This window comes from Methylomicrobium lacus LW14, assembly GCF_000527095.1.
GTDB lineage: Bacteria > Pseudomonadota > Gammaproteobacteria > Methylococcales > Methylomonadaceae > Methylomicrobium > Methylomicrobium lacus.
In genome coordinates this window covers 4016473-4041493 of record NZ_AZUN01000001.1, presented here as the reverse complement: position 1 = coordinate 4041493, position 25021 = coordinate 4016473, and the positions used below count along the sequence as shown (strand labels likewise).

General features: G+C 56.0%; 21 protein-coding genes. 8 read left to right on the top strand and 13 right to left on the bottom strand.

Annotated features, from left to right (window positions below; translation table 11 throughout):
• Window positions 1-2: 2 nt before the first annotated feature.
• From METLA_RS22255 to tssA, 10 genes are all read right to left on the bottom strand, one after another.
• The gene (locus METLA_RS22255; RefSeq protein WP_152539497.1) at window positions 3-497 is read right to left on the bottom strand and encodes a M23 family metallopeptidase; all 495 of its coding nucleotides are present in this window, start codon (window positions 495-497) and stop codon (window positions 3-5) included.
• Between the two features lie 131 nt (window positions 498-628).
• Window positions 629-3313: a type VI secretion system ATPase TssH gene (gene tssH, locus METLA_RS0118865; RefSeq protein ID WP_024300039.1), complete on the bottom strand. Its 2685-nt coding sequence runs from the start codon at window positions 3311-3313 to the stop codon at window positions 629-631.
• A gap of 39 nt (window positions 3314-3352) precedes the next feature.
• Window positions 3353-4417, bottom strand: coding sequence for a type VI secretion system baseplate subunit TssG (gene tssG, locus METLA_RS0118860; protein ID WP_024300038.1), 1065 nt, complete (start codon window positions 4415-4417; stop codon window positions 3353-3355).
• On the bottom strand, window positions 4381-6270 hold the full coding sequence (gene tssF, locus METLA_RS0118855; protein WP_024300037.1) for a type VI secretion system baseplate subunit TssF: 1890 nt from the start codon (window positions 6268-6270) through the stop codon (window positions 4381-4383). Before tssF ends, tssG begins: the two co-directional genes overlap by 37 nt.
• Before the next feature lie 3 nt (window positions 6271-6273).
• Complete coding sequence (gene tssE / locus METLA_RS0118850) at window positions 6274-6777, bottom strand: type VI secretion system baseplate subunit TssE (protein ID WP_024300036.1); 504 nt, start codon at window positions 6775-6777, stop codon at window positions 6274-6276.
• Between the two features lie 6 nt (window positions 6778-6783).
• Window positions 6784-7581: a type VI secretion system accessory protein TagJ gene (locus METLA_RS0118845; RefSeq protein ID WP_024300035.1), complete on the bottom strand. Its 798-nt coding sequence runs from the start codon at window positions 7579-7581 to the stop codon at window positions 6784-6786.
• A 65-nt stretch (window positions 7582-7646) separates the two neighbouring features.
• On the bottom strand, window positions 7647-8135 hold the full coding sequence (locus METLA_RS0118840; RefSeq protein WP_024300034.1) for an Hcp family type VI secretion system effector: 489 nt from the start codon (window positions 8133-8135) through the stop codon (window positions 7647-7649).
• 82 nt (window positions 8136-8217) lie between these two features.
• Entirely contained in the window at window positions 8218-9711 is a 1494-nt protein-coding gene (gene tssC, locus METLA_RS0118835; protein ID WP_024300033.1) for a type VI secretion system contractile sheath large subunit, read from the bottom strand.
• A gap of 2 nt (window positions 9712-9713) precedes the next feature.
• Window positions 9714-10250, bottom strand: coding sequence for a type VI secretion system contractile sheath small subunit (tssB, locus tag METLA_RS0118830; protein ID WP_024300032.1), 537 nt, complete (start codon window positions 10248-10250; stop codon window positions 9714-9716).
• Between the two features lie 34 nt (window positions 10251-10284).
• Window positions 10285-11322, bottom strand: a complete 1038-nt coding sequence (gene tssA / locus METLA_RS0118825; protein ID WP_024300031.1) for a type VI secretion system protein TssA — start codon at window positions 11320-11322, stop codon at window positions 10285-10287.
• Window positions 11323-11896: 574 nt separating this feature from the next.
• Here tssA and METLA_RS23810 point away from each other — a divergent pair.
• The 8 genes from METLA_RS23810 to METLA_RS0118780 all read left to right on the top strand — a co-directional run bounded on the left by METLA_RS23810 (window position 11897) and on the right by METLA_RS0118780 (window position 22171).
• On the top strand, window positions 11897-13471 hold the full coding sequence (locus METLA_RS23810) for a CBM96 family carbohydrate-binding protein (protein ID WP_024300029.1): 1575 nt from the start codon (window positions 11897-11899) through the stop codon (window positions 13469-13471).
• A gap of 167 nt (window positions 13472-13638) precedes the next feature.
• Window positions 13639-14772, top strand: coding sequence for a CBM96 family carbohydrate-binding protein (locus METLA_RS23805; protein WP_152539496.1), 1134 nt, complete (start codon window positions 13639-13641; stop codon window positions 14770-14772).
• 293 nt (window positions 14773-15065) lie between these two features.
• On the top strand, window positions 15066-16907 hold the full coding sequence (uvrC, locus tag METLA_RS0118805) for an excinuclease ABC subunit UvrC (protein WP_024300027.1): 1842 nt from the start codon (window positions 15066-15068) through the stop codon (window positions 16905-16907).
• The gene (pgsA, locus tag METLA_RS0118800; RefSeq protein WP_024300026.1) at window positions 16897-17460 is read left to right on the top strand and encodes a CDP-diacylglycerol--glycerol-3-phosphate 3-phosphatidyltransferase; all 564 of its coding nucleotides are present in this window, start codon (window positions 16897-16899) and stop codon (window positions 17458-17460) included. Before uvrC ends, pgsA begins: the two co-directional genes overlap by 11 nt.
• 85 nt (window positions 17461-17545) lie before the next feature.
• Window positions 17546-18145 carry a TetR/AcrR family transcriptional regulator gene (locus tag METLA_RS0118795; RefSeq protein ID WP_024300025.1) on the top strand — a complete coding sequence of 200 codons (600 nt, stop codon included), beginning with the start codon at window positions 17546-17548 and terminating at the stop codon, window positions 18143-18145.
• A gap of 33 nt (window positions 18146-18178) precedes the next feature.
• Window positions 18179-18883 carry a TIGR00266 family protein gene (locus METLA_RS0118790; protein ID WP_024300024.1) on the top strand — a complete coding sequence of 235 codons (705 nt, stop codon included), beginning with the start codon at window positions 18179-18181 and terminating at the stop codon, window positions 18881-18883.
• Window positions 18884-19368: 485 nt separating this feature from the next.
• Window positions 19369-21654 carry a bifunctional SulP family inorganic anion transporter/carbonic anhydrase gene (locus METLA_RS0118785; RefSeq protein WP_024300023.1) on the top strand — a complete coding sequence of 762 codons (2286 nt, stop codon included), beginning with the start codon at window positions 19369-19371 and terminating at the stop codon, window positions 21652-21654.
• 118 nt (window positions 21655-21772) lie between these two features.
• Window positions 21773-22171 (top strand): hypothetical protein, encoded by a 399-nt coding sequence (locus METLA_RS0118780; RefSeq protein WP_024300022.1) that lies wholly within the window; start codon window positions 21773-21775, stop codon window positions 22169-22171.
• Window positions 22172-22202: 31 nt separating this feature from the next.
• Here METLA_RS0118780 and METLA_RS0118775 read toward each other — a convergent pair whose 3' ends face one another.
• The 3 genes from METLA_RS0118775 to speE all read right to left on the bottom strand — a co-directional run bounded on the left by METLA_RS0118775 (window position 22203) and on the right by speE (window position 24983).
• Window positions 22203-23711 (bottom strand): YifB family Mg chelatase-like AAA ATPase, encoded by a 1509-nt coding sequence (locus tag METLA_RS0118775; RefSeq protein ID WP_024300021.1) that lies wholly within the window; start codon window positions 23709-23711, stop codon window positions 22203-22205.
• A gap of 19 nt (window positions 23712-23730) precedes the next feature.
• Window positions 23731-23994, bottom strand: a complete 264-nt coding sequence (locus METLA_RS0118770) for an accessory factor UbiK family protein (RefSeq protein WP_024300020.1) — start codon at window positions 23992-23994, stop codon at window positions 23731-23733.
• Window positions 23995-24131: 137 nt separating this feature from the next.
• Window positions 24132-24983, bottom strand: coding sequence for a polyamine aminopropyltransferase (gene speE / locus METLA_RS0118765; RefSeq protein ID WP_029646803.1), 852 nt, complete (start codon window positions 24981-24983; stop codon window positions 24132-24134).
• Between the last annotated feature and the right edge of the window lie 38 nt (window positions 24984-25021).

Genomic DNA, 25021 nt, shown 5'->3' with positions numbered 1-25021 from the left:
TTCTATCCAGGAATCGGTTGATTAAGAGGACACTTACCAAATATTTTTATTGGGCTAATACGATCTTGTAAACCTAAGCGAGGAACAAGTGCCGTACGTATTTCAAAATGTAAATGCTGGTCGTCTTTTGCCATTCCTTGAGCATTACCGGATTCCCCGGTCTTTCCTAATAGTGTATTTATCTCAACCTCAATACTCAGATTTTCTCCAAGCTCGTAATAACACTTACTCAAGTGCGCATAAAATGCAAAATAGGTGGCATTTTCATAATTAAACTCAAGGCATAGCTGTACTCCGTAATCGCCACGATCACGTATGAAACGGATGATGCCATTACTAATTGCATAAAATGGGGTCCCAATTTCAGCAGAAAAATCCCAGCCTTGATGCGGTTTTGCCGTGCCATCAGCGCGCTTTCTTACAAGCCCAAAAGTATTATTTGTTGATTTACGTCTAATTATATTAACAGCTAGAGGCCAAGTAACCGACTCATTCATAATGATATACAAAAAATTAAAGTTAATTCAGAGATGCTGATTAGGCGGAGAGGGGCTCACCTATATTAGATTACAATAACATAATGGGGGCAGGCCTTGTATTTTGCATACCTACCCACCGGGAACTTTACTTACTCAAATCCATACCCAAAATCCCCATCCTGCACACTTACATGCACCCGTTCGATGGACTTGCCTTCCATCATCCGCGTTAAAAACTCCTCGCTGATCCGCGGCAACACGGTGTTGGTCAAAATCGCATCGATCATCCGCCCGCCGCTTTCGAGTTCGGTGCAGCGGCTCGCGATCAACTTGATCACCTCGTCATCGTAACTGAACGGCACCTTGTGGCTTTCGGCGATGCGCTTCTTGATGCGGCCGAGTTGCAGGCGAGCGATCGCACCGATCATCACGTCGCTGAGCGGATAATACGGAATCACGACCAGACGCCCGAGCAAGGCCGGCGGGAACACTTTCAAGAGCGGTTCACGCAGCGCCTTCGAAATACCTTCCGGGTCCGGCATCAGTTCGGGGTCGCTGCAAAGCCCCGCGATCAGGTCGGTGCCTGCATTGGTGGTCAACAGGATCAAGGTATTCTTGAAGTCGATCACCCGGCCCTCTCCGTCTTCCATCCAGCCTTTGTCGAACACCTGGAAGAAGATTTCGTGCACGTCCGGATGCGCTTTTTCGACCTCGTCGAGCAGCACCACGCTGTACGGACGCCGGCGCACCGCCTCGGTCAACACGCCACCCTCGCCGTAGCCGACATAGCCCGGAGGCGCGCCTTTCAGGGTCGAGACGGTATGCGCTTCCTGGTATTCGCTCATGTTGATCGTGATCACGTTCTGCTCGCCGCCGTAGAGTGTTTCGGCCAGCGCCAATGCGGTTTCGGTCTTGCCGACGCCGGAGGTGCCGGCCAGCATGAACACGCCGATCGGTTTGTTCGGATTGTCGAGGCCGGCGCGCGAGGTCTGGATGCGTTTGGCGATCATTTCCAGCGCATGGCGCTGGCCGATGATGCGCTGTTCGAGCAGGTCGGGCAGTTTCAATACCGTTTCGATCTCGTTCTTGACCATGCGGCCGACCGGGATGCCGGTCCAGTCCTGCACGACCGCGCCGACCGCCTGTTGATCGACGGTCGGCAGAATCAATGGCGACTCACCCTGCTGGGCGTGCAGTTGCGCTTGTAGATCTTTCAATTCGGCCAGCAGGGCTTCGCGGTCGCCGGCTGCCTCGGCCGGGGCTTCCGCGGCTTTATCGACCGCATGACCGGCGCTGCGGAGCTTCGCGCGCAGTTCGAGAATCTTGCCGACCAGTTCTTTCTCGGCGTTCCAGCGCGCGTCGAGTTCCGCAAGACGGGCTTTTTCGGCTTCCAGTTTTTCGTTGGCCAATTGTTCCCTGGCGGTGACATCGACGCCGACCGTTTTTTCGCGTCCGATGATCTCCAACTCGGTATCGAGCGCTTCGATGCGCTTACGGCAGTCGTCGACCTCCGCCGGCACCGCATGCTGGCTGATGCCGACGCGGGCGCAGGCGGTATCGAGCAGGCTGACCGCCTTGTCCGGCAATTGCCGGGCCGGAATGTAACGATGCGACAATTTGACCGCCGCTTCCAGCGCTTCGTCGAGCACCAAGACCTGATGATGTTTTTCCTGCACCGACACCACGCCGCGCAGCATCCGAATCGCTTTTTCCTCGCTCGGTTCGAGCACCTGCACGACCTGGAAGCGGCGGGTCAGCGCCGGGTCTTTTTCGATGTGCTTCTTGTATTCGGCCCAGGTGGTCGCCGCAACCGTGCGCAAGGCGCCGCGGGCCAGCGCCGGTTTCAACAGGTTCGCCGCATCGCCGGTGCCGGCCGCGCCGCCGGCGCCGACCAAGGTATGCGCTTCGTCAATGAACAGAATGATCGGCTTCGGCGAGGATTGCACTTCCTCGATCACCTGGCGCAGGCGGTTTTCGAATTCGCCCTTCATGCTGGCCCCGGCCTGCAACAAGCCGACATCCAGGGTGCGTAGGGTCACATCCCTCAGCGACGGCGGCACATCGCCGGCGACGATCTTCAGGGCGAAACCTTCGACCACGGCGGTCTTGCCGACGCCGGCCTCGCCGGTCAAAATCGGATTGTTCTGGCGGCGGCGCATCAGAATGTCGATCACCTGGCGGATTTCTTCATCGCGGCCGACGATCGGGTCGATCTTGCCAAGGCGCGCCTGTTCGGTCAGATCGACGGTAAACTGTTTCAAGGCTTCCTGCTTGCCCATCGCGGCCGGGGCGATCGCGCCGCTGGCTTCGCCGGGCGCCGCGCCGGCCTGGAAACCGTCGGTCGCTGCCAAGCCGTCTTCGGGCGAGCCAGCCACGATCTTGGCCAATTCCTCGGTCAATGCATCGGTTTTGATTTTTTCGAACTCGCGGGAGATGCCGACCAGTTCGTTGCGCAGTCCTTTGGTCTTCAGCATGCCGACAACCAGATGGCCGCTGCGCACCTGGCTTTCGCCGAACATCAAGGTACCGTACACCCAGCCGCGTTCGACCGAATCCTCGATGTGCGGCGAGAAATCGGAAATCGAAGTCGAGCCGCGCGGCAGGCGGTCCAGCGCATTAGTCACGTCGCGCGCGAGCACCGAGACATCGAGGCTGTAATGCTTGAGAACCCGGTGCAGATCCGAATCGGGCAGTTGCAGGAGCTGGCTCAGCCAGTGCACCAGTTCAACATAGGGGTTGCCTCTGAGTTTGCAAAATACCGTCGCGCCCTCGACAGCCTTGTAGCAAACCCGGTTTAATTTTCCAAACAGCTTTACTCGGCTAATTTCTGCCATGGTTCTTTCCCGTTTATGATTGGTTTTATGGTGTGTTCATCAAGCTCCGCCCAGTTTGATGAACGGATCGAGCATCAAGTCATCGGCATCGCGCCGGCCGGGCCGCGGCCCGAGCCACATGCTCCAGCCCAGCTGGGCCGCGCCGTTCATGCAGGAAGCATGCGCGGCCTTCGGCTCACCGAGCGACAGTTCCTGCGGCACCTGATCCTGTTGCAGAATCAGGTTCACATCCCAAACGAATTCATCGCCGACATAATTGCGCACGATCGCGGTCAACTCCGCCAACGCGTCGGCGCCCGGCAGCAGAGCCAAATATTGATGCAGCGGCAGCGGACCCAGGATCAATCGGAATTTATGCTGGCAACCCCAGACATAAGCGCCCAGCAAGGCCGATTGTCCGAGGGACGCGACCTGCGGCGAGAAGCCCAGACGGGTATGCTCGTCTCGTTGAATCTCCATCCACTCGCCGACAAATTCCTCGATTTGAACATTCAGAGACAAAATGTCAGCGATGATCGCCTGCAATCCGTCGGGATTTTTGGCGTGCTGAGAAAAGCGTCCGGCATAAAAGCGCTTGGCCCGGTCGGGCAGCGCGTCGCGGCCGTGGAAGGCTTTGCCGCTGAGGCCCAGCAAGGCGTCGACATAAAACGGGAAGCGATCGGAGTCGGGCCGGCCGTAGACCACTTCCGGGCGAGAGTTCGCCCAGGCGCGGTAAAACAGGCAAAGCATCCGGTGATGGAAGATGTCCGCAAAACCGGCGATGGTGGAATCGTGATGATTTCTGAGCCTATCTCTGGCATATTCGGTCAGATGCAGCGGCAGGGCGCCATGCGGACCGAATAAACCGAAAAAATTCACCGCCAGCCGCGGCGCGGCGCCGTCACCTTGGGTATAGGAAGCCAAGGCGGCGGGCGGAAACTGCAGTTCCGGCACCTGACCGAGGCGCACCGGATCGTCGGCGGCCTTCAGGCTGGTGCCCAGTTTGGGTTTGTCGGGATTCAGCGCTTCGAGCAAACGCAGCGCTTCGAAAAAATCGAAACGGTACGCCGCGTGTTCAAGCTCTTCGATCAGAAAATGTGACGTCGTCCGATTCTCGCCGGCCATCTGGCCACCTCGCCGCGGTCGGTTGAACGCACCACGGTTTCGACAAAAGAATTGATCGAAACATGGTTCGCAAAGAATTGTTCCAGCACCTTGCCCATCAAGAAATAGCCGCCGCCTTCAAAGGCCGATTCATCGAGCAACAGCGAAACCTCCAGCCCTCGCCCGAAGACGATGGGGCCTTTCATGTCGATGCGTCTGACTACATTTTTCGCGCTGACCGACACCACCCCTTCGATCTGTTTTCTTTTCGCGGAATCGCGCTGATCGGCGTAAAGGCTCAATAGCTCTCGCAACGCGACCGCGCCCTGCTTGGCGTCGGTATCGATCAGCGACAGGTAGTTCAGCGACAGATGGCTGATCAAACGCCAGACGCTATCCCCTTCGTAAGCGGGAGGCAACGGCCGGGTCGGCCCCGCGATGCAGCGGATCGCTTGCACCGGCGCGCTGATTTGCAGAGTAAAATCGGTGTCGCCGATGCCGACCGGCATGACCAAGGGCAAATCGCGATTCGTGCACAGCGTCTCCAGACCCAGCATCGTGACCTCCGGTGCAAACGGCGCCTGCGCCGCATCGACCAGAGAAATGAACAGTTCGCTGCCGATGTAGCTGGAACGGATGCCTTCGCGACGTTGCTTCGAAGACAACACCCGCCGCCTTCGGTTCAGCGTATAAAAAGCCGTTTCCGCCTGACTTTGATAAGCGCTGCGCGAGCCGTAAAAAGGCAAAAAAGCTTGCTCGCTATATTGTTGGTTACCGTAACCGGTGACTTGCCCGACGCTGAAGATTTCATAATCCATCGGCCGGGTACGGTCCACCACGATATGGTATTCGGATTGGCGCGGATCGACGTGGACACGGTCGGTACGTTTCGGAAACAGATTGATCGCCGGCACGCAAAACAACGCCAGATTGGATTTGTCCAGTGCATGGATCAGGTTCGCGTCACTGCGGTCCAGCAGCACGAACAGCTCCAGTTCATTGCCTTCGCATTGTCTTACCAGAGGCTCCAGACCGGACAATTCGACAAACAAAAAGCGCTCGGGAAAGGCAAAATATTCCTGCAGCATGCGGTATCCGTCGAACGAGCGCGGCGTGTTGCGCAGCATCGCCTCGTCCTCGGCGAAACCCAAGCCGCGCGCGAGTCCCGCGCCGCTCGTATATTCCACCTGCGCAGAGCCGTTTTGCTGAAACTTGCAGGCAATCCCCTGAGTGTTGGCCAAAAATTGCTCATACAGGCGGTAAGGAATGCCGCCGGTGCCGCGCAAAAACAGCGAGAGCTTGTCCAGCGCCATTTTATTGAAGCGTACATCGGCGGTAGTGCGCAGCACGATACGGATTGCGGCCTTGACATTGGCCAGATGTTTGGCCGAAGACAGGCCGCTGGCGGAAACCGCGGCCAGCGTCGGCAGGTATTCGACCTGCTGCACTTCCAACGGAAACAATTGCAGCGGATGGGCGGTTTGATATTCGCAGGCAGTCTGCTCGCCTTTGCCGATCTGGCTGCGGAGCGTTGTACCCTTGGGGACCAGAAAACCTTCCGCCAGGCCCGATTCGGTCAGATCGGGCTTGAATTCGACCACGGTCATCGACGGCGTCGTCGCGAGGTAGTGCGGGTAAACGATCTCCAGGAGATTCTGGGTAAAATTCGGAAATTCCGAATCGATCTTGAGTTGCACGCGCGCGGCCATGAACGCGAAGCCTTCGAAAAGGCGCTCCACATAGGGATCGGCGCATTCGAACGTATCCAGACCCAAGCGTGCGGCGATTTTCGGATATTCGGCGGCAAATTCGGCGCCGATTTCACGAACTTGCTGCAGCTCGCGGTTGTAGTAATTCAATAAACGGGGATCCATGCCCTAACCTCCCAGATCCTTGACCGTCACTTCGCCCGTTTCCAGGTCGAAGCTGCTGCGGATGAATAAATGCGTCGGCAACGGCTGCGCCCATAACTCGCCCTCGATCGTGAAGAAAACCGCATGCTGATTCATTTTTTTATCATCGGCCACCAGCTTGACAATCAGCGAATCGGCAAGAATTCTCGGTTCAAAATCGATGATCGCCTGTTTGACCTTACGCTCGATTTTTACCATATCCAAGCTGCTCACAGAAGCGCCGGAAGCTAATGGTGTGCCGTAGTTGATCACCGAACGCGCGACGAAAGGAAAATCCGCCAAATCGACCATCGTATCGAATGCCGAGGTGTTCAACAGCCAACTCAGATCGCGCAGCACGCTTTGACGCAACTGGCGCAGCGACAATACCCGCTGTTCCCGGCTTTCGGCGGACTTGTCCGGGGAGTCGTCGGTCAGCCGGTCCAATAAGGACGGCTGCAAACGCTCCTGATTGGTCAGTTCGGCCATGACGTTTTAGGTTCCCGGCGCATTAAAAACCAGCTCCCGGATTTCGAACAGGGAATAATCCCGACTGTCCGTGGCCAAGACTTTTTGGCCGAGGCCGAACGCATGGCCTGGATGCGGCTCCCGCCATTCGGTCTTGCGCGCCAGACGGATGTCGGAGTCTGCCGACGCTTCCGAGCCGGGATAACGTGCGGGAATGAAGCAGACAGCGGCGCCGCCGTTCGCCCAGGTCACCTGTGCGGGCAGCCAAACCAGATCGCGTAAATCGACCGGCGCCTCGACCACCAACTTCTGGATATTGGCGCAGGGCACCCAGTAATATTTGCCGTTCACGATCAGTTCCAGCACCGGCCCCAAACGCGTGTCGGTATCGGCCAGCCATTGAAATGGCTCGCCGTTGATCGTGCCGCCAACCGTCGGCGCCTGTTCATAGGCCTGATCCCTGACCTGCAACGCCTCCTCATACTTGCCGGCCACCGCCAGCTGCAAGGACTCCAGCAGCAGGGCCTGCCATTGTTGCGGCTCGCCGAACATGATCGGCGTCGTTTGCGCCTTGAACACTTTCTCCCGCAATAGCTCACAGCGTATCGTTTCGCGATAGGTCTGCACCATCGGTAGATTGGCCGCGTCAAGCTCTCCCGACACGTTCAATTGGTTCAATGCCCGCTCCCAATTACCGATGACCGCCAGCAATTGAAAAAGAAAAACCCGGTATTTGGGATTGGAAGAGTCTTTTCTGATCTGATCCTGCAACTGTTTCAGCGACTCGTCCAAATCACCCATTTGCAAACTTGATAAGGCGTTCACAGGACGCTCCTTGCATGAGAGAAAAAACGACCAGGCAGAACGAAGCTCCGCCTGGTCCGTTCAAATTACTGCGATTTGCCGGCTTCGATGTCCCATTTGTAGGTTACTGCTCCGCCTTCCTTGCCGCCTTTCTCGTTCTGTTCTTGATACTCAATATCGATATGCGCGAAATTCAAAGTCACATTTTCGGTCAGTCTGTCTTCACCGCCGGAGCCGCCGGTAGAAACACTGGTCACCATGACCTTTTTCAGCACAATCTTGAAATAAACGAGCGCCTCCGTACCCGCTTTCTGACAGGTTAAAGTCACCTCGTCAATGTGCGTACCGTCGCAGCATTTCAAATATAAAATCGGGCTGCTTTTGTCGATCCACTTGGTAAAAGACAAGTCTTGCACGTTGCATTTGCCCGCGCCGCCGCCGCCGCCTTCATGAAAACTGCCGGAGTTGCTCGCCCCCCAAGACCACGCCAATACATCAATCGCCCCCTTATGTCCGTCTCTCTTGCTTTCGCCGTCAATTCCGTTCGAAAACTTAATATTTATATCTAACGCCATAAATTTCTCCTCGCTATTGAAAAAAATGAACACATAAGCGCAATCCCCCCTCATAAATCATGGGGGGGATCGCAATCCCACTTTATCCGCCGCCCTTGGCCGAAGGCAGTTTCGATACCAAGCGCAGCGAGACGGTCAACCCCTCCAACTGGTAATGCGGGCGCAAAAAGAATTTCGAAGAATAATAACCCGGATTGCCTTCCACTTCTTCCACGACAACCTGGGCTGCTGCCAGGGGTTTTTGCGCCTTGGTGGTTTCGCTGGAAAACTGGGGAGAACCATCCACGTACTGCAATATCCAGTTATTAAGCCAACGCTCCATATCGTCGCGCTCCTTGAATGAGCCGACCTTATCGCGCACCATGCATTTCAGATAATGCGCAAAACGGCAGGTCGCAAACAGATACGGCAGCCGCGCCGCCAGATTGGCGTTCGCGGTCGCATCCGGGTCTTCGTATTCGGCCGGTTTTTGCAGCGATTGCGCACCAATAAACGCCGCAAAATCGGTATTTTTCTTGTGGATCAACGGCATGAAACCGCTCTTGGCGAGTTCGGCCTCGCGCCGGTCGGTGATCGCGATTTCGGTCGGGCATTTCATGTCGACGCCGCCGTCGTCAGTCGGGAACGCATGCACCGGCAGGCCTTCGACCGCGCCGCCGGATTCGATGCCGCGAATGCGCGAGCACCAGCCGTAGAGCTTGAATGAACGGTTGATGTTGACCGCCATCGCATAAGCCGCATTGGACCAGGTATATTTGCTGCTGTCCGCGCCGGCCGTATCCTCTTCGAAATCGAATTCCTCGACCGGATCGGTTTTCGCGCCATAAGGCAAGCGACTCAGAAAGCGCGGCATCGCCATGCCGAGATAGCGCGCATCCTCGGATTCCCGCAAGGAACGCCACGCGGCATATTCCGGCGTCGAGAATATTTTGGTTAAGTCGCGCGGGTTCGCCAGTTCCGACCAGCTCTGCATTTGCATGACGGTCGGCGCAACGCCACTGATAAACGGCGTATGCGAAGCCGCGCTGATCTTTGCCATCTCGCCCAGTAATTCGACGTCCGGCGGGCTGTGATCGAAATGGTAATCGCCGACCAGGCAACCGAAGGGTTCGCCGCCGAAGGTGCCAAATTCTTCTTCATAGAGTTTCTTGAACAACGGGCTTTGATCCCAAGCGGTGCCCTTGAACTTCTTCAGTGTTTTTCCCAGCTCATTTTTGGAAATGTTAAAAACACGGATCTTCAGTTGCTCGTCGGTTTCGGTATTGTTGACCAGATAATGCAATCCCCGCCACGCGCTTTCGAGCTTTTGGAAATCGGGATTGTGCATGATCAGATTCAACTGCTCGGAGATTTTTTGATCGAGACCGGCAATGATCGACTGTATGCTGGCGATGACGTCATCGGAAATTTTTGTGACATCCTGCAACGCGTATTGCGCCAGCGTGGATACCGCCGAGTTGACCTGATTGGCCGCCTCGGTGCCGGGCTTGAATTCCTTGGACAGCAACGCCGAAAATTCGTCGAGCTCCAGGGCTGCCGTTGCGCCTTGTTGGCTTTGACTTTCCAGTTCCGCCATGATCAGCCTCCGGTGCTTTCTGATGAAGACGCGTCGCTCTTGGAATCGGCAGGTTTTGCCGACGCCACCAGCGACTGTAACAAGGCCGGATCATTGATCAATTTACCGATCAATTCTTCCGCGCCGGTTTTGCCGTCCATATAAGTGATCAAATTCGCAAGTTGCTGTCTGGCTTCGAGCACCTTGTCCAGGCCCGCCACTTTTTTAACCACCGCGGCCGGCGAAAAATCATCCATGCTTTCAAAGGTAATGTCGACGCTCAGATTGCCTTCGCCGGTCAGGGTATTCGCTACCGGAAAGGCCACCCGCGGCTTCATCGATTTGAGCCTGTCGTCGAAATTATCGACGTCGATTTCGAGCAACTTGCGATCCGAAACCGGAGGCAACGGTTCGGACGGTTTGCCCGACAAATCAGAGAGAACCCCCATCACGAAAGGGAGTTGTACTTTCTTTTGAGAACCGTACACCTCGACATCGTATTCAATCTGCACACGCGGCGCGCGGTTTCTTTGGATAAACTTTTGACTGCTTTCGGCCATATCCTACCCTCCACTTCAGTTTGATAAAAAATAATTATTCATTCGATTCCGGCCCCTTGATCAGGCCCATTTGGGAAACCGCATCCGGCAATAAATTCTGCAGGATTTCCATAAAATCCGCTGTCACCAGGTGCTTTGCACGATGCAACAATATAGGCACCGGGCTCGAAGGCTCGGATTCCGCATAATATTTGCAGATCAGATCCAAAGCTTTCAGTACATCCTGGCGAGAGTTAATAGCGCCGACTCCGGCGGCTTGTTTACGGGGCGAGGCGCCTTCCTGAGCCGCTTGCTCATCGGTTGGCTCTTCCTCGCCGGATGTTTCTTCCGCTGCCAGCGCGCCAATCGTCGAATATTGGTCGTAAGCATAGCGCATGTCTTTCAAGGACGTGGCCAGACCCGACAAGTCCGCGCCGTTACCGAACCCCACCTTGCCATTCACAAAGGACTGGATTTGCGAGACCAAGTCCGCGCTGTCGTTGATTGCCTGGTACATGGACTTGAGCATTTCGGGGGAAAAATCCAGGAAAGCGGCTTTGATCACGCTCAAATCGGGCTTTTCTTCTCCCTGAGGCGGGCTGATCTTGTCGGTCGCGATCTGAATATCGCGCAGGCTATAGCGGCCGACCGCTTTTGAATCCACCAACGGCGCCAGACTCAAGGGCTTAAGAACGGAATCGAAATTGCTCAATTCTTCGAGGATGTTGATGCGGGCGGTCGGATCGAGATTATCTTCCGGGTCCAGCACGGGGTGAATGTCGTCCCAGTATGTCTCCAGCAGGCCGACCAGTAAGGCCAGGCCGTCCCGGAAGCCCGACACGCCTTCCAGCGGAATCAGCGCTCTTGCCAGATAAACGGCGACTTGTAGGTCTTTGCTTCGCTGCAAGATTGCCAGCGCGACTTTTTGAATGTCGCGCCAGTTCGGCGGCTGCGCCTTTTCGCCGGTGATCGGATCTTCCGGCTTACCCTGGATAGCCTTGGCTAACTCCATGTATGCAGGGTCATACTCCAAATAATCCCCGCAAGGATTGTCCGGTGAAACTTCTTCCAGTAACTCTTCCAAATCAGCCATAAATCGCCTGTGCAGTTCATTAAGACGGTAAAGCGCACACCATAGTAATCGAGTCCAAACCCAATTAAAAGGAAAAAATTTAGGCTGCATAACCCCCGAGGAGAAGCTCTTTGCAGCCCGATAAAAATCAAACCCTTCCCCTCATCCGCAACGCTTCTCTTTTTCAAGGCCGGACATCGAGTTAAGCGGGAGACAATACTAGTATGTTAGGCTCAGAGAGCCGGCTAGTAAAAATAGATATTCAACTAACCGGCCCTGGTTAAATACTAAAGTTGCCAAGAGTCAGCGCAGGACTAACATCGAAAAGCCGTTTAGCAAGGGCAGCTAGTTAATGTGTTCTTATGGAAATCTTCAGGTTGGGAAAAGCTTTTCACTGTAAAGTGAGCAAAACCGCAGCAGTTTTTCCGTTGGCCGAAATGACCGGCCTGATCCATCTTGCTTACAGAACACTGCCGGCGCAAGAGATACGTAGGCGAATACGCATCTTCCGCGCCAGAGTGATTGGCGTGATTTATCTTGGCAGGCTTTAGCCATTTTTGACGATTGAGTTACCCAGTTTTTTCATCAATCTTTAATGAATTGCGAGTTCATCATGAAAAAAAATAAAAAACCACACGGTGCGAAGCATAGTACAAAATACCAAAGCGTCAAATCACTGACCCTCGTCGGCTCGCTGGCCGCGGTAGCGGCTTCGCCGCTGGCGTGGGCCGATTCGACGCTGCTGGACGACGCCTATGTGCAGATCGGCACTAGCCAAAACACAAATTTCGGCAAAAAAAGTACGATTGCGGTAACCGCGGGCAAAACCACCCGCCGCGGCTTTCTTAAATTCAGATTGGATACGTTCGATCCGCCCGCTACCCCAAACTCAGTTACCAAGGCCACACTGAAGGTGTTCGTGTCGTCCGTCAAGAATGGCTCCGCGGGCGTCGTAAGAGTGCATCCGATCGACCTGAATCCCAACAATACCTTCAATGAAGGGACGATTACCGGCAATTCGGCGCCAGCTTTCGCTCCTGTTTCGATCCGTGATAGCGCTACGGTCAATATCCAGTATCTGAATAAATGGCTGGAATTTGACGTCACCGATTTTGTTAAGAACAATGTCAATAATGGCGAGCTCGCTTTTGCCTTGGTTGGCGACGGCACACTGAATATCAAATTCGATAGCAAGGAAAGCAAGACCACAGGCCATGCCGCGGTATTGGACATCGTTTATGCATCCGACTCAGGTAATATCCCTCCTATCGGTCCGACTGGTGCAACTGGTGCAACTGGTGCAACTGGGGCGACAGGAGCCACCGGACCAACCGGTCCTGCTGGCACCGGATCAAGTGCGACCGGACCTAAAGGGGATACCGGCGCCACCGGGCCAACTGGCCCCACCGGTCCTTCTGGCACCGGCGCAGGTGCGACAGGCGCAACCGGCCCTGCTGGCGCCACTGGCGCTCCGGGAGCCACTGGCGCTCCGGGAGCCACTGGCCCTGCCGGAGCAACTGGCCCTGCCGGAGCAACTGGCCCTGCCGGAGCAACTGGCCCTGCCGGAGCAACTGGCCCCGCCGGAGCAACTGGTACTGCCGGGGCAACTGGCCCTGCCGGCGCACCGGGAGTTCCAGGCGCTACCGGCGCACCGGGAGCCCCAGGCGCCACTGGCGCGCCGGGCGCCCCAGGCGCCATCGGCGCACCGGGAACCCCAGGCGCCACCGGCGCTCCTGGTATCAATGGAACCAATGGTGCACCTGGTGCACCTGGTGCTACGGGCGCCACCGGTGCAACTGGAGCCACCGGTGCGACTGGAGCCACAGGCGCCGGCTTCTCAAGCACCGTGGTTAGAGTGACGTCGGCCCAACTGGATTTAGGAGCACTCCTGGGATCGTTGCTGAATAACGGCAATCCGACTGTCGTAGAGTGCAATACCGCTGCCGGTGAAAAAGTAGTCGGCGGCGGAGCGTTTGTCACGGGCGCCTTATTGGGATTGGTTGTTCCATCCAGCACCGGTCCTACCGCAAACGGCGCCATAATCACCGTATCGAATCCTAATAGCCCGACCGTGGCGACAGGTTGGGGCGCGCAATTTGGCACATTGTCCTCCTTGCTTGGCTTCTTGTCGGGCAATTATGGCGTTAGCGTAGTTTGCTCCAAGCCTTGACGTTAAAGCAGACAAGGCAACTCGGTTAAGATCGATGACCCACAACAACTAACCGAAAAACCCATAACCCCGCCCGGCTTCTCGCCGAGCGGGGTTTTTTACGATCGGCTTTACACCGGAGTCAACTCCCGGTTTTGCTCAATCCTTGGAAAAATTACGAGATCATCATGAAAAACACCAATAAACCCCATCATACAAAAACAAGATACCCAAGCGCCAAAGCACTGTCCGTCATCGGCTCATTGGCCGCGTTGACGGTTTCTCCGGTCGCGTGGAGTAATCCAACCTTAGCGGCGGACACCTATCTGAAACAGGGCCTATCCAAAAATTACGGCAAGCAAACCGCGATTCTGGTGACAGCAGGCAAAACCAAAACCGATGGTTATCTTAAATTTAATCTGAAAGATTCAACCCCCACCCCCAGCGATGTTTCAAAAGCCGTACTGAAGGTTTTTGTCTCCGGCATTCCGAAGACCCAAAGCGGCGAGCTGACCGTTCGCAAACTGGTCAATGACACCTGGACTGAACTAAACCTTATTAATCCTCGCACCATTGATAATGCCAGCGACCCGAATCCGTTGCCGCAGGCCACGGTCAATGCCCAATCCGTCAATCAATGGCTGGAATTCGATGTCACTCACTATGTTCGCGCCAGCTTGGGCTTGGAAGGGCCGCATGTGGGTATAGCCGACAGTACCATCGGCTTTTTGCTGACCGGCAGCTCAGGGTCGTTTAACGCTAAAATCGTGAGCAAAGAAAGCAAGGCTTTGGGCAATGCGGCGGAACTGGACATCGTTTATACGACCGCGGGCATACCAGGCGAAACCGGTCCAACAGGAGCGCAAGGCCCGGCAGGCGGCGGGGCAATAGGCGCTACAGGCCCTCACGGCGCTACAGGACCGCAGGGCCCGGCCGGAGCTACAGGCCCTCAAGGCCCGACCGGCCCCGCTGGAGGCCCGGTCGGAGCCACAGGCCCTCAAGGCCCTACAGGCGCACCTGGCCCTGCCGGGCTACCCCAAAAAACGGTAGTGAGATCGGTTTCCGGGACAGTATCCTTGCTTACCGCGTCCACGATAACCAAGGATTGTGAACCAGGCGAGTCGGTTGTCGGCGGAGGCGTCATGGCTACAGGCGGACTGCTGGGGCTGGCTATAGCCGTCAACAACGGGCCATCCGCGAATGGCTTGCTGATCAACAATGGCACACCGACCGGGTGGGGGGCTAATTTTGGCACGCTCGACGCCATTACTTCTTTATTAGGCACCAACTATACCGTTACCGTCATATGCTCGACTAATTGATATCCGTCGCGCCTCTGCCGTCAAATGATGGCCGAGGCATTCCGGACTTGAAACAGCAACATCAAAAACCCCGCCCGGCATGGCCCGTGCGGGGTTTTTTATAGCGATAAACTCACGCTTCCGCCACTCGAATCGAGCGCTATTCGACCGATAATTTTGCATCGCTAAATTGCCGCGCGTTAAGATAGCGCCGGTTGCCGGCCTCTGAAACCGATGCCGAATCATTGATGGCACGGATTCGCCCGTCGTTGTCAAAAAACTATCGCCCTCGCCGATTCGAAATAAAGCCCCCGATGCATCCTGAACAACCTGAAAATGCCTTCGATGCGAAGGGTTTCATCAAAAACCTGACCACCCGCCCCGGCGTTTATCAAATGCTCGACGCCCACGGCGAGATCATTTACATCGGCAAGGCAAAGAATCTGAAGAACCGCGTTGCGACTTATTTCAACAATAAAGCCGCATCGATCAAGCAGCACACAATGGTAGCGAAGATCGCCTCTATCACCGTGACCGTAACCCATACCGAAGGCGAGGCGCTGCTGCTCGAATCGCAACTGATCAAGCGCCACAAGCCGCGCTACAACATCTGCCTGCGCGACGACAAATCCTATCCTTATATCTATCTGTCCAGCGCCCACGATTTTCCGCAAATTACCTTTCACCGCGGCGCCAAAAAGCGGCCGGGCAAATATTTCGGGCCGTATCCGAGCGTCGGCGCGGTCCGGGAATGTTTGAAACTGCTGCAAAAAATCTTCCCGGTCCGGCAGTGCGAGGATTCGGTGTTTCAAAACCGCACCCGTCCCTGCCTACAATATCAGATCGAGCGCTGCACCGCGCCCTGCGTCGGCCTGATCGACAAACCCGGCTACGCACAGGATGTCGAAAACACCATCCTGTTCCTCGAAGGCAAAGGCGGCCTGGTGATCGAACAACTAATCGTAAAAATGGAACAGGCCGCCGCGGCGCTGCAATTCGAGCGGGCCGCTCAATACCGCGACCAGATCGCCAAATTGCGCGCGGTACTCGAAAAGAATTTCGTGCACGGCGAACGCGGCGACGTCGACATCATCGCCTGCGCGACGAAAGCGAACATGGCCTGCATTCAGGTGTTTTTCATCCGTAGCGGCCAGCATCTGGGCAATAAACAGTTTTTCCCGAAGATGTCCGATGAACACGATCCGGCGGCGATTTTACAGGCGTTCATCGCGCAATATTATCTGGAACGGCCGCCGCCGCATGAATTGATCGTCAGCCATCCGCTCGAAGAAAACGATCTGATCGCCGAGGTACTGGCCAATCAGGCAAAGCACCAGGTCGCGATTTCGGCGAATGTGCGCGGCGAACGGCTCAAATGGCTGCAGATGGCAACCGAGAATGCGGCAACCTCGCTGCAGAACAAGCTGGCCGACAAACAGGGCTTGTATGCGCGCTTTATCAGCCTGCAGGAAGAGTTGGGACTCGCCGCATTGCCGAAGCGCCTCGAATGCTTCGACATCAGCCATCATCAGGGCGAACAGACCGTCGCCTCCTGCGTGGTGTTCGACCGCGAAGGCCCGGCCAAATCGGCTTACCGGCGTTTCAATATCGAAGGCATCACGCCGGGAGACGATTATGCGGCGATTCATCAGGCGGTTTCGCGGCGCTTCAAGCGCCTGAAACAGGGCGAACACGAGGCGCCGGACATTCTATTTATCGACGGCGGCAAGGGACAAGTGCATGAAGCGCAAAAGGCATTGGCGGAATTGGACATAAACAATGTTATGATAGTGGGCGTTTCGAAAGGTCCGGACCGAAAACCGGGCATGGAAAAGCTGATCCTGGTCGATCATAATCAGCCGCTCGCGGTCAATCCGGGAGCTGGCGGCTTGCTGCTGATTCAGCATATCCGCGACGAGGCGCACCGTTTTGCGATCACCGGACACCGGCAACGGCTGGGCAAGGTCAAGAAACGCTCGGTATTGGAGACGATCGACGGATTGGGGCCGAAAAGGCGGCAGCTATTATTAAAACAATTCGGGGGGCTGCAAGGCGTCACCCAGGCGGGTGTGGATGCGCTTTCCAGCATAGACGGCATTAGCCGTCAATTGGCGCAACGTATATACGACAGCTTTCATCAAGCAGATGACCATTGAATTCAACATACCGACGAATCTGACCCTGTTGCGAATCGCGCTGATTCCTTTATTGATGGTCGTATTTTATTTGCCCTGGGCCTATGCGAATATCGCCTGCACCGCGATTTTTATCGCGGCCGGCATTACCGACTGGCTGGACGGTTATCTGGCCCGAAAAATGCAGCAGGAGACGCCGTTCGGCGCCTTTCTGGACCCGGTCGCCGATAAATTGATGGTCGCTTTCGTGCTGGTGCTGATCGTGCAGCAACAGGCCAACCCGTATCTGGCGGTGCCGGCCGCGATCATCATCGGCCGTGAAATCACGATCGCCTCGCTCCGGGAATGGATGGCCGAAATCGGCCAGCGCGCCAAGGTCAAAGTTTCGATGCTCGGCAAATGGAAAACGACCGCGCAAATGGTCGCGATCACCCTGCTGCTCTACCGCGAAGATTTGCTCGGCGTTCCGATCAATGCGGTCGGCTACGTGCTGCTGTATATCGCGGCGGTATTGACTTTATGGTCGATGATCAATTATTTGTGCGCGGCGGTTGCCGCCATCAAGGAACACTGAATTTTTAAATTCCGGGCTTTATTTTTGTTCCGGGACACAATCAACCCAAGATACAGCTCATTGAATCGGCTGTGAAAGAATAACAATGGATCAGGAAAAAGAAGATACTCAGACCAAAGCCGACGCGCAGGATGAGATTTTGCTCGCGGCGCTGAAACTGTTCGCCGAAAAAGGCTTTTTCAACACCTCGCTGACCGACATTGCCGATGCGGCCGGCGTCAAAGGCAGCAGCGGCATCTACCAGCATTTCAAAAACAAGCAAATGATCGCGGCAGCGCTCTATGCGAATATTTTCGACAGCTTGAACGTGTCGATCGACGATATTCGCCGCAAGAATCAAAAGCCTGCGGAGCAGCTGCGCGGTATCGTCGACCTGTTGTTCAAACTGACCGATGAAGCACCGCATGTGATGCAATTATTGTTGGTATTGAATATCAACGAGATATTGCCGGACGAAAAACCGCTGCTCGAAACGCCGCCGTTTGCCAAAATCCTTAAAATCTTCCAGGCCGGCACGAAAACCGGAGAAATGCGGAACCTTTCCCCGCATTTGTGTTTCGCCTATTTTTTCGGCATCATCCACCATACCCTACGGATGGTGTTGACCGGCGCGCTGGACAAGAAAGCCGACACCTACCAGTCGCAAACCTGGCTGGCCGCGTGGAACACAATCGCCAAAAAATGATCCGTCACTAAATCCATCCAGAGCAAAGTCCCCATGGCCCAATTCACCGTCACCGGAGATGTCGATCCCTTTCTGCATATCAGCCTGGCCAGCGGCGAAAAGATTTATTGCGAATCGAACGCGATGGTGATGATGGAGGACACCCTGGAACTGAAGGGTAAAATGACCGGCGGGCTCGGCGGCGCCTTGATGCGGCGGCTGGCCAATGACGAATCGTTTTTTCAGCAGCATATCGAGGCAGTGCGCGGCGCCGGCGATTGCCTGCTGTCGCCTACCCTGCCCGGCGCGATCCAGGTGCTGGATGTCGGCGAGACCCACTACATGGTCAGCGACGGCGCTTTCGTCGCCGCCGACCACAGCGTCAATCTGAACGTCCGCACCCAGGGAGTCGGTTCGGCGCTGTTCGGACAGACCGGCGGCTTTTTCATTTGCGAGGCGTCAGGCCGCGGCAAACTGGCCGTCTCCGGCTTCGGATCGAGCTTTGTGCTCGATGTCGAACCGGGCAAGGACATGATCATCGATAATGCACACGTGGTCGCCTGGGACAGCCGCCTGCACCACGAAATCTCGGTCACCACGCGGCAGGGCGGCGGCTTGCTCGGCCAACTGGTCAACAGCGTGACCAGCGGCGAAGGCATGGTGCTCAAGTTCTCCGGCAAAGGCAAGGTCGTGATCTGTTCGCGCAACCGCGAAAACTTTCTCAGCTGGCTGTTGAAAGGCATGCCGGCCAATCGCTAGGGATTTATCTTGCCGGTTAAGCCCCGCCAGGTTTTTAATCCTGGCGGGGCGGTGTCGACTGAAACGACGTTGTTTTTGACCGAATCCTGAAGACGGACGCGCAACACTGTTTCAGTTTCCTGCAAGACGGCGCTCTAGCCTATACCCATACAGTCCCCTAAGCATTACCCTTCGTTAACCCCTCCCCCTCAATGTTGCCGTGTTTAACCAGCATGACATCGCTTTGCTCAACCTTACTCGATGATTTCCCGGGAGAAACGGCAAGAGGCGAGGGAACACGGACGGTCATCAGACACTCTTATTTTTTTGATTCCACAACTAGGGAGATCTTTACCAACAAATTACGCCGTAGACTCCGGAAACTCACCTTGGCTAGGTCTTTATTGACAAATCTTTTATCTCAGGCAAAATAATATCGAATCGATATTATCTGGCAACTGGCCTTAACGCACCTTCGCGACTCAACGATTCTCGGGATAAAAATAATGCTTAATTCATTCTCAAAAAATTTGAAAGACGATATTTCCGCCGGCATCGCCGTCTTTTTGGTTTCCGTCCCGCTTTCCCTGGGCATTGCGATGGCATCGGGCGCGCCGCCCCTGTCCGGCTTGATTACCGGCATCATCGGCGGCTTGATCGTTTCGCAGCTTAGCGGTTCGACGCTCGGCATCAACGGCACGGCCGCGGGCCTGACCGTGATCATCCTCGCGGCGATACAACAACTGGGCTTCAATGCGTTTCTTCTGGCGGTGGTGTTGGCCGGTTTGATACAGATCGGCATGGGGATTTTGAGAGCCGGCGTGATCGCCTATTATTTCCCTTCCTCGGTGATCAACGGCATGCTCTACGGCATCGGCCTGATCCTGTTTTTGAAGCAAATCCCGCATGCAGTCGGCTACGACCGCGATTACGAAGGCGATGTCAACTTCATCCAGAGCGATCAATATTCCTCTTTCTCGGAATTGAGCCATATGCTCAACAGTTTATCGCCGGGCGCGGTACTGATCTCTTTGCTGTCGCTGGCGAGTTTATTGATTTGGGAGTTCCTGATCAAAGACAAGCATCCGCTTCTGCGCTTACTGCAGGGCGGCTTGGTAGCCTTGCTGGTCGGCGTGCTGGCTAATCTCCTGCTCGCCAACTTTTATCCGGCCTGGGAACTGAAAAACGCGCATTTGGTGATGATTCCTGTCTTCGAGCATCCGTCGGATGTCCTCAGCCAGCTTTATTTACCGGATTTTGCGCGGCTTTTCGATCCGAAAGTCTATTGGTTTGCTCTGACGATTGCGCTGGTCGCGAGCATCGAAACCTTGCTGACAGTTGAAGCGGTGGACAAGCTGGACCCCTATAAACGCATCACCCCGACCAGCCGCGAATTGATCGTGCAAGGCATCGGCAATATCTGCGCCGGCTTTATCGGCGGCCTGCCGATGACGCAATTGATCATCCGCAGTTCGATCAATATCGAATCCGGCGCCAAAAGCCGGACAGCGGCGCTCGTTCAAAGCCTGCTGCTTTTATTTACCATCATTTTCATCCCCGGCGTATTCAACTTGGTGCCGCTGGCGAGTCTGGCCAGTATCTTGCTGCTGGCCGGCTACCGTCTGGCCAGACCCCAGGTATTCGAAAACATGTACATGGCGGGCAAGTACCATTTCATTCCGTTTTGCGCGACGGTGCTCGGCCTCGTGCTGACCGATCTTTTGACCGGCATCGCGATCGGCATGTCGTTCGCTTTGATTGCGATCCTGATCGAAAATTACCGCGGTTCGTTCTACCTGCGTGAAACGCACATCGGCAACAAGACCGTGCTGCGCCTTTCCGAACAGGTTTCATTTTTGAACAAGGCCAACGTGCAACGGACCCTGAAACAGTTGCCGCCGGGCTCCGAGGTCGTGATCGACGCGACCCGGTCGAAATTTATCGATTATGACATTTTTGAAATCATCCAGAATTTCAGATCGGAAGCCCAACTCAAGGGCATCAAGTTGACGGTCGAGAACCTGCGCGGCTATGGCACCTTGCCTCCACCCGAAACGGTTGGCGCCCAGACCTCGGCCTCGCAACAGTCGCTGACGCCGGCCGAAGTGCTGGCCATACTGAAAGAGGGCAACGAGCGTTTCGTGAACAACCTGAAGTCGAATCGCAACCTGCTCGAACAGGTCAACGACACCCGCAAAGGCCAGTTCCCGATCGCGATCATCCTGAGCTGCATCGACTCCAGAACCTCGGTCGAACTGATTTTTGACCAGGGCCTCGGCGACGTGTTCAGCGCCCGGGTCGCGGGCAATGTCGTGAATGACGACATTCTCGGCAGCATGGAATTCGCCTGCAAACTGGCCGGATCGAAACTGATCGTCGTGCTCGGTCATAGCCTTTGCGGCGCAGTCAAAGGCGCCTGCGCCGATGTCGAACTCGACCATTTGACCGGCCTGCTGCAAAAAATCAAGCCGGCAGTTCATGCGGTTCGCGCGGAGTTCGACGCGAAGAATCCACCCGAACAGCCCGTGCTGGTACAGAAAGTCGCCGAACGCAACGTTCACTTGAGCGTCGAACAAATCAGGAAACAAAGTCCGTTGCTGGACGGCATGGCGAAGGCTGGCCAAATCGACATCGTCGGAGCCATGTACGATGTGGAGACCGGGCAGGTCGAATTTTATGCCGATACGCAGACCGCAGCTGCCTGCTGTCAAGCGCATCCGGCCGCCGTTGCGCCGGCTGTTACTAACGTCATACCCATCGGGTTGCAGGCTTTGGGCAAATCCGCGGTATGAGGTAAAATGATCGGCTAGCCGCGGCCGCGTTGGACACACGGCAGCGGCAAGTCCGGCCAGATGCCGTTTCTGCCGGCCCTCAACCTATGAACCCACTCACTCAAAAAGAGAAAACACCATGAAAAAATCTTTGTTTCTGGCGGCCATGCTGGTCTCCGGCTCTGCGTTCGCGACGACCGATCATTATTTGCTGCGAGACGGCAACCACGTCCATCACCTGAAAATCACCCAGCTGAACGATGAAATCACGGTCAGCACCGATGTCGATTTCGAGCCGAATGCGAATGAAAAAGACGCCAAGGCCTGTTCGGCGGACGTTTCAGGCGAAGCCAAGAAGACCGGCGAAAACCAATTGCTGATGAAGAAGCATATCGAGGGCCAGGCCGATTATTGCGAACTGAAGATCCAACTGAGCCCGAACGGCGCGAAAATCGAGCAATCGGAACATTGCAGCAATTTTGCGGCAGGCATCTGCCATTTCAACAGCGACGGCAAGGAACTGGTCAAGATCAAATAAATCCGGCCTAGCGTCTCGATCGGCGGCACAATCATGACCGCCGATCCAGCTTCCGGTAGCCGATCGCCTCGCTCAAATGCGCGATCTCTATCGTTTCAGAGCCAGCCAGATCGGCGATCGTGCGCGCCAGCTTCAAGATCCGATGATAGGCGCGATTCGACAAGCCGAACTTGTCCATCGCCTGCTCCAGTAAGCGGTGGCCGGGCTCGGACAAATTGCAAAACTGTTTGACTTCCTTCGCGGTCATCCCCGAATTGGCCTTGCCGGTGCGCGCGACGGCGAGCATCCTCGCCGCGGCGACGCGCGCCCGTATCACCGCGCTGCTTTCCTCCCCATCGGGCGAGCCTTTGCGCAACACCTCATGCGGAACCCGCGGCACTTCCAGATGCATATCGATCCGATCGAGCAGCGGCCCCGAAATCCGGGCGCGATAGCGCATCACCTGTTCGGAGGTGCAATGACAGCGGCCCGACGCATCGCCGAGATAACCGCAGGGGCACGGATTCATCGCGGCAACCAGTTGGAAACGGGCCGGAAAATCGGCCTGCCGGTTCGCGCGCGAGATCGTGATATGGCCGGTTTCGAGCGGCTCACGCAGCACTTCGAGCACTTTCCGGTCGAATTCGGGCAGTTCGTCCAAAAATAAGGTGCCGTTATGCGCGAGCGAGATTTCGCCGGGCCGAGGGTTACTTCCGCCACCGACCAACGCCGCAGCCGAGGCGGTATGATGCGGTGCACGGTAAGGCGGCCTCAGCCAATTTGCGACATCGAGGCCGTGATCGCTGACCGAGGCGATCGCGGCGGTTTCCTGGGCCTGCTGCTCGGTCAACAATGGCAGAATGGTTGGCAGACGCGAAGCCAGCATCGATTTGCCGGTGCCGGGCGGGCCGAGCATCAGAAGATTGTGCGCGCCAGCCGCGGCGATTTCGAAGGCGCGTTTGACGTGGTACTGGCCGTGCACATCGGCAAAATCGAGATCATCGCTAGGCCGCTCGGGCGCGCTGCACTCAAATTCGGCCGCGATCGATTTCTGCCCGGCCAGATGCGCGCACACCTCGAGCAAATGCACGGCCGGAATGATTTCGATGCCCTTGACCAGCGCCGCCTCGGCGGTGTTGTCTCTGGGCAGGATCAGCTTGCGCTGGTTATTGCGCGCCTGAATCGCAACCGGCAACACGCCGTTGACCGGCCGCAGTTCGCCGCCGAGTGAAAGCTCGCCGATGCATTCGAACTCCGAAAGCTTGGCGCCCGGAATTTGACCGGAAGCCGCCAGAATGCCGAGCGCGATCGCAAGATCGAAGCGTCCGCCTTCCTTCGGTAAATCGGCCGGCGCCAGATTGACCGTGATGCGCTGAGCCGGAAATTCGAAACGCGAGTTCTGAATCGCGCCGCGCACCCTGTCCTTGCTTTCCTTGACCGCGGCTTCCGGCAACCCGACGATATTCAACGCCGGCAGGCCGTTCGCGACATCGACCTCGACCATCACCAGCGGCGCTTCGATGCCGGTGCGCCCGCGGCTGTAAACGACCGCCAGAGCCATCGCGCCGACGCCTACGCGCTTACAACTCTTCCTTGGACAGCACCTGCTGTTCGAGCGCGGCGACGCGTTTTTCCAAGGCTTCGAGGTTGGCGCGGGTTTTCGCCAGCACCAGCTTTTGCACTTCAAATTCTTCGCGGGTGACCAGATCCAGCTTGCTCAAAGCGCCTTGCAGCACCGCATGAAAGTTCTTTTCGAGGTCTTCTTTAATATGATTCAGACCGGGTGGAATGGTATTGGCCAGCTTGCTGGCAATTTCATCGATTGACTTTGCATCAAAAAACATCGGTAAACTCCGTAGGAATATCGCCGTAGCGAAATGGGCGGCTGAAAACCGCCGAGGATGAGAACGGGGAGGCCCAGGCCGCCCCGCCCTGACTTATCTTAAGTATAGACTCAGGTTTAGACAATAAAAACCGGAGCTCAGCCGCCGAACGCCTTTTTGAAAAACTCCGGCTGCGCCAACGCGGCCTTGTGCATGTCGACATTGTAAAAAGTCGTATCGAAAGGCTTGTTCGCCGACTCCTGTTCGCGGAATTGCTTCAGGCTGCTCTTGCCCGCGATCGTCGCGCTCCACCAGCCGGAGGGATAGATGCATTGAGGGAAGAACAGGGTCTGCAAATGGGCAAAGCCTGCGGACTGCATCGCGCCGCGCATTTCGCCGATCAGCTTCATGTAAAACAGCGCCGATTCGCTTTGCTGCACGACCATGCCGTTTTCGGACAAACAGTTGAAGCAGTCGCGGTAAAACGCCTCGCTGAACAAGCCTTCGGCGGGGCCCGCAGGATCGGTGCTGTCGACGATGATGATGTCGACCGAATTCGGCTCGGCGTCCTTGACCCACTTGATGCCGTCGATGAATTTCAAATCCGCGCGCGGATCGTTGTTCGACTCGCACAGTTCCGGGAAATAGATTTCGGCCAGGCGGGTCACGCGCTCGTCGATGTCGATCTGCACCGCCTTTTCGACCGCCGGATGCTTCAAGACTTCCCGCAACGTGCCGCAGTCGCCGCCGCCGATGATCCAGACCCGTTTCGGATCGGGATGGGTATAGAGCGCCGGATGGCTGATCATCTCATGATAAAAAAAGTTGTCGCGCGTCGACACCATCGTGCAGCCGTCGATCACCATCAGGTTGCCGAAGCTTTCGGTCTCAAAGATTTCCAAATGTTGAAATGGCGACTGCTCTTCGTGCAGCTTTTTCTTGATTTTCAGCGAAAAGGCCGAGGCGACGCCGGGCGCTTCTTCGGTAAACCATTCGTTGGGATTGATCATTTGCGTTCCTGTAAGAATAAACGGGTAAAATAGCACGC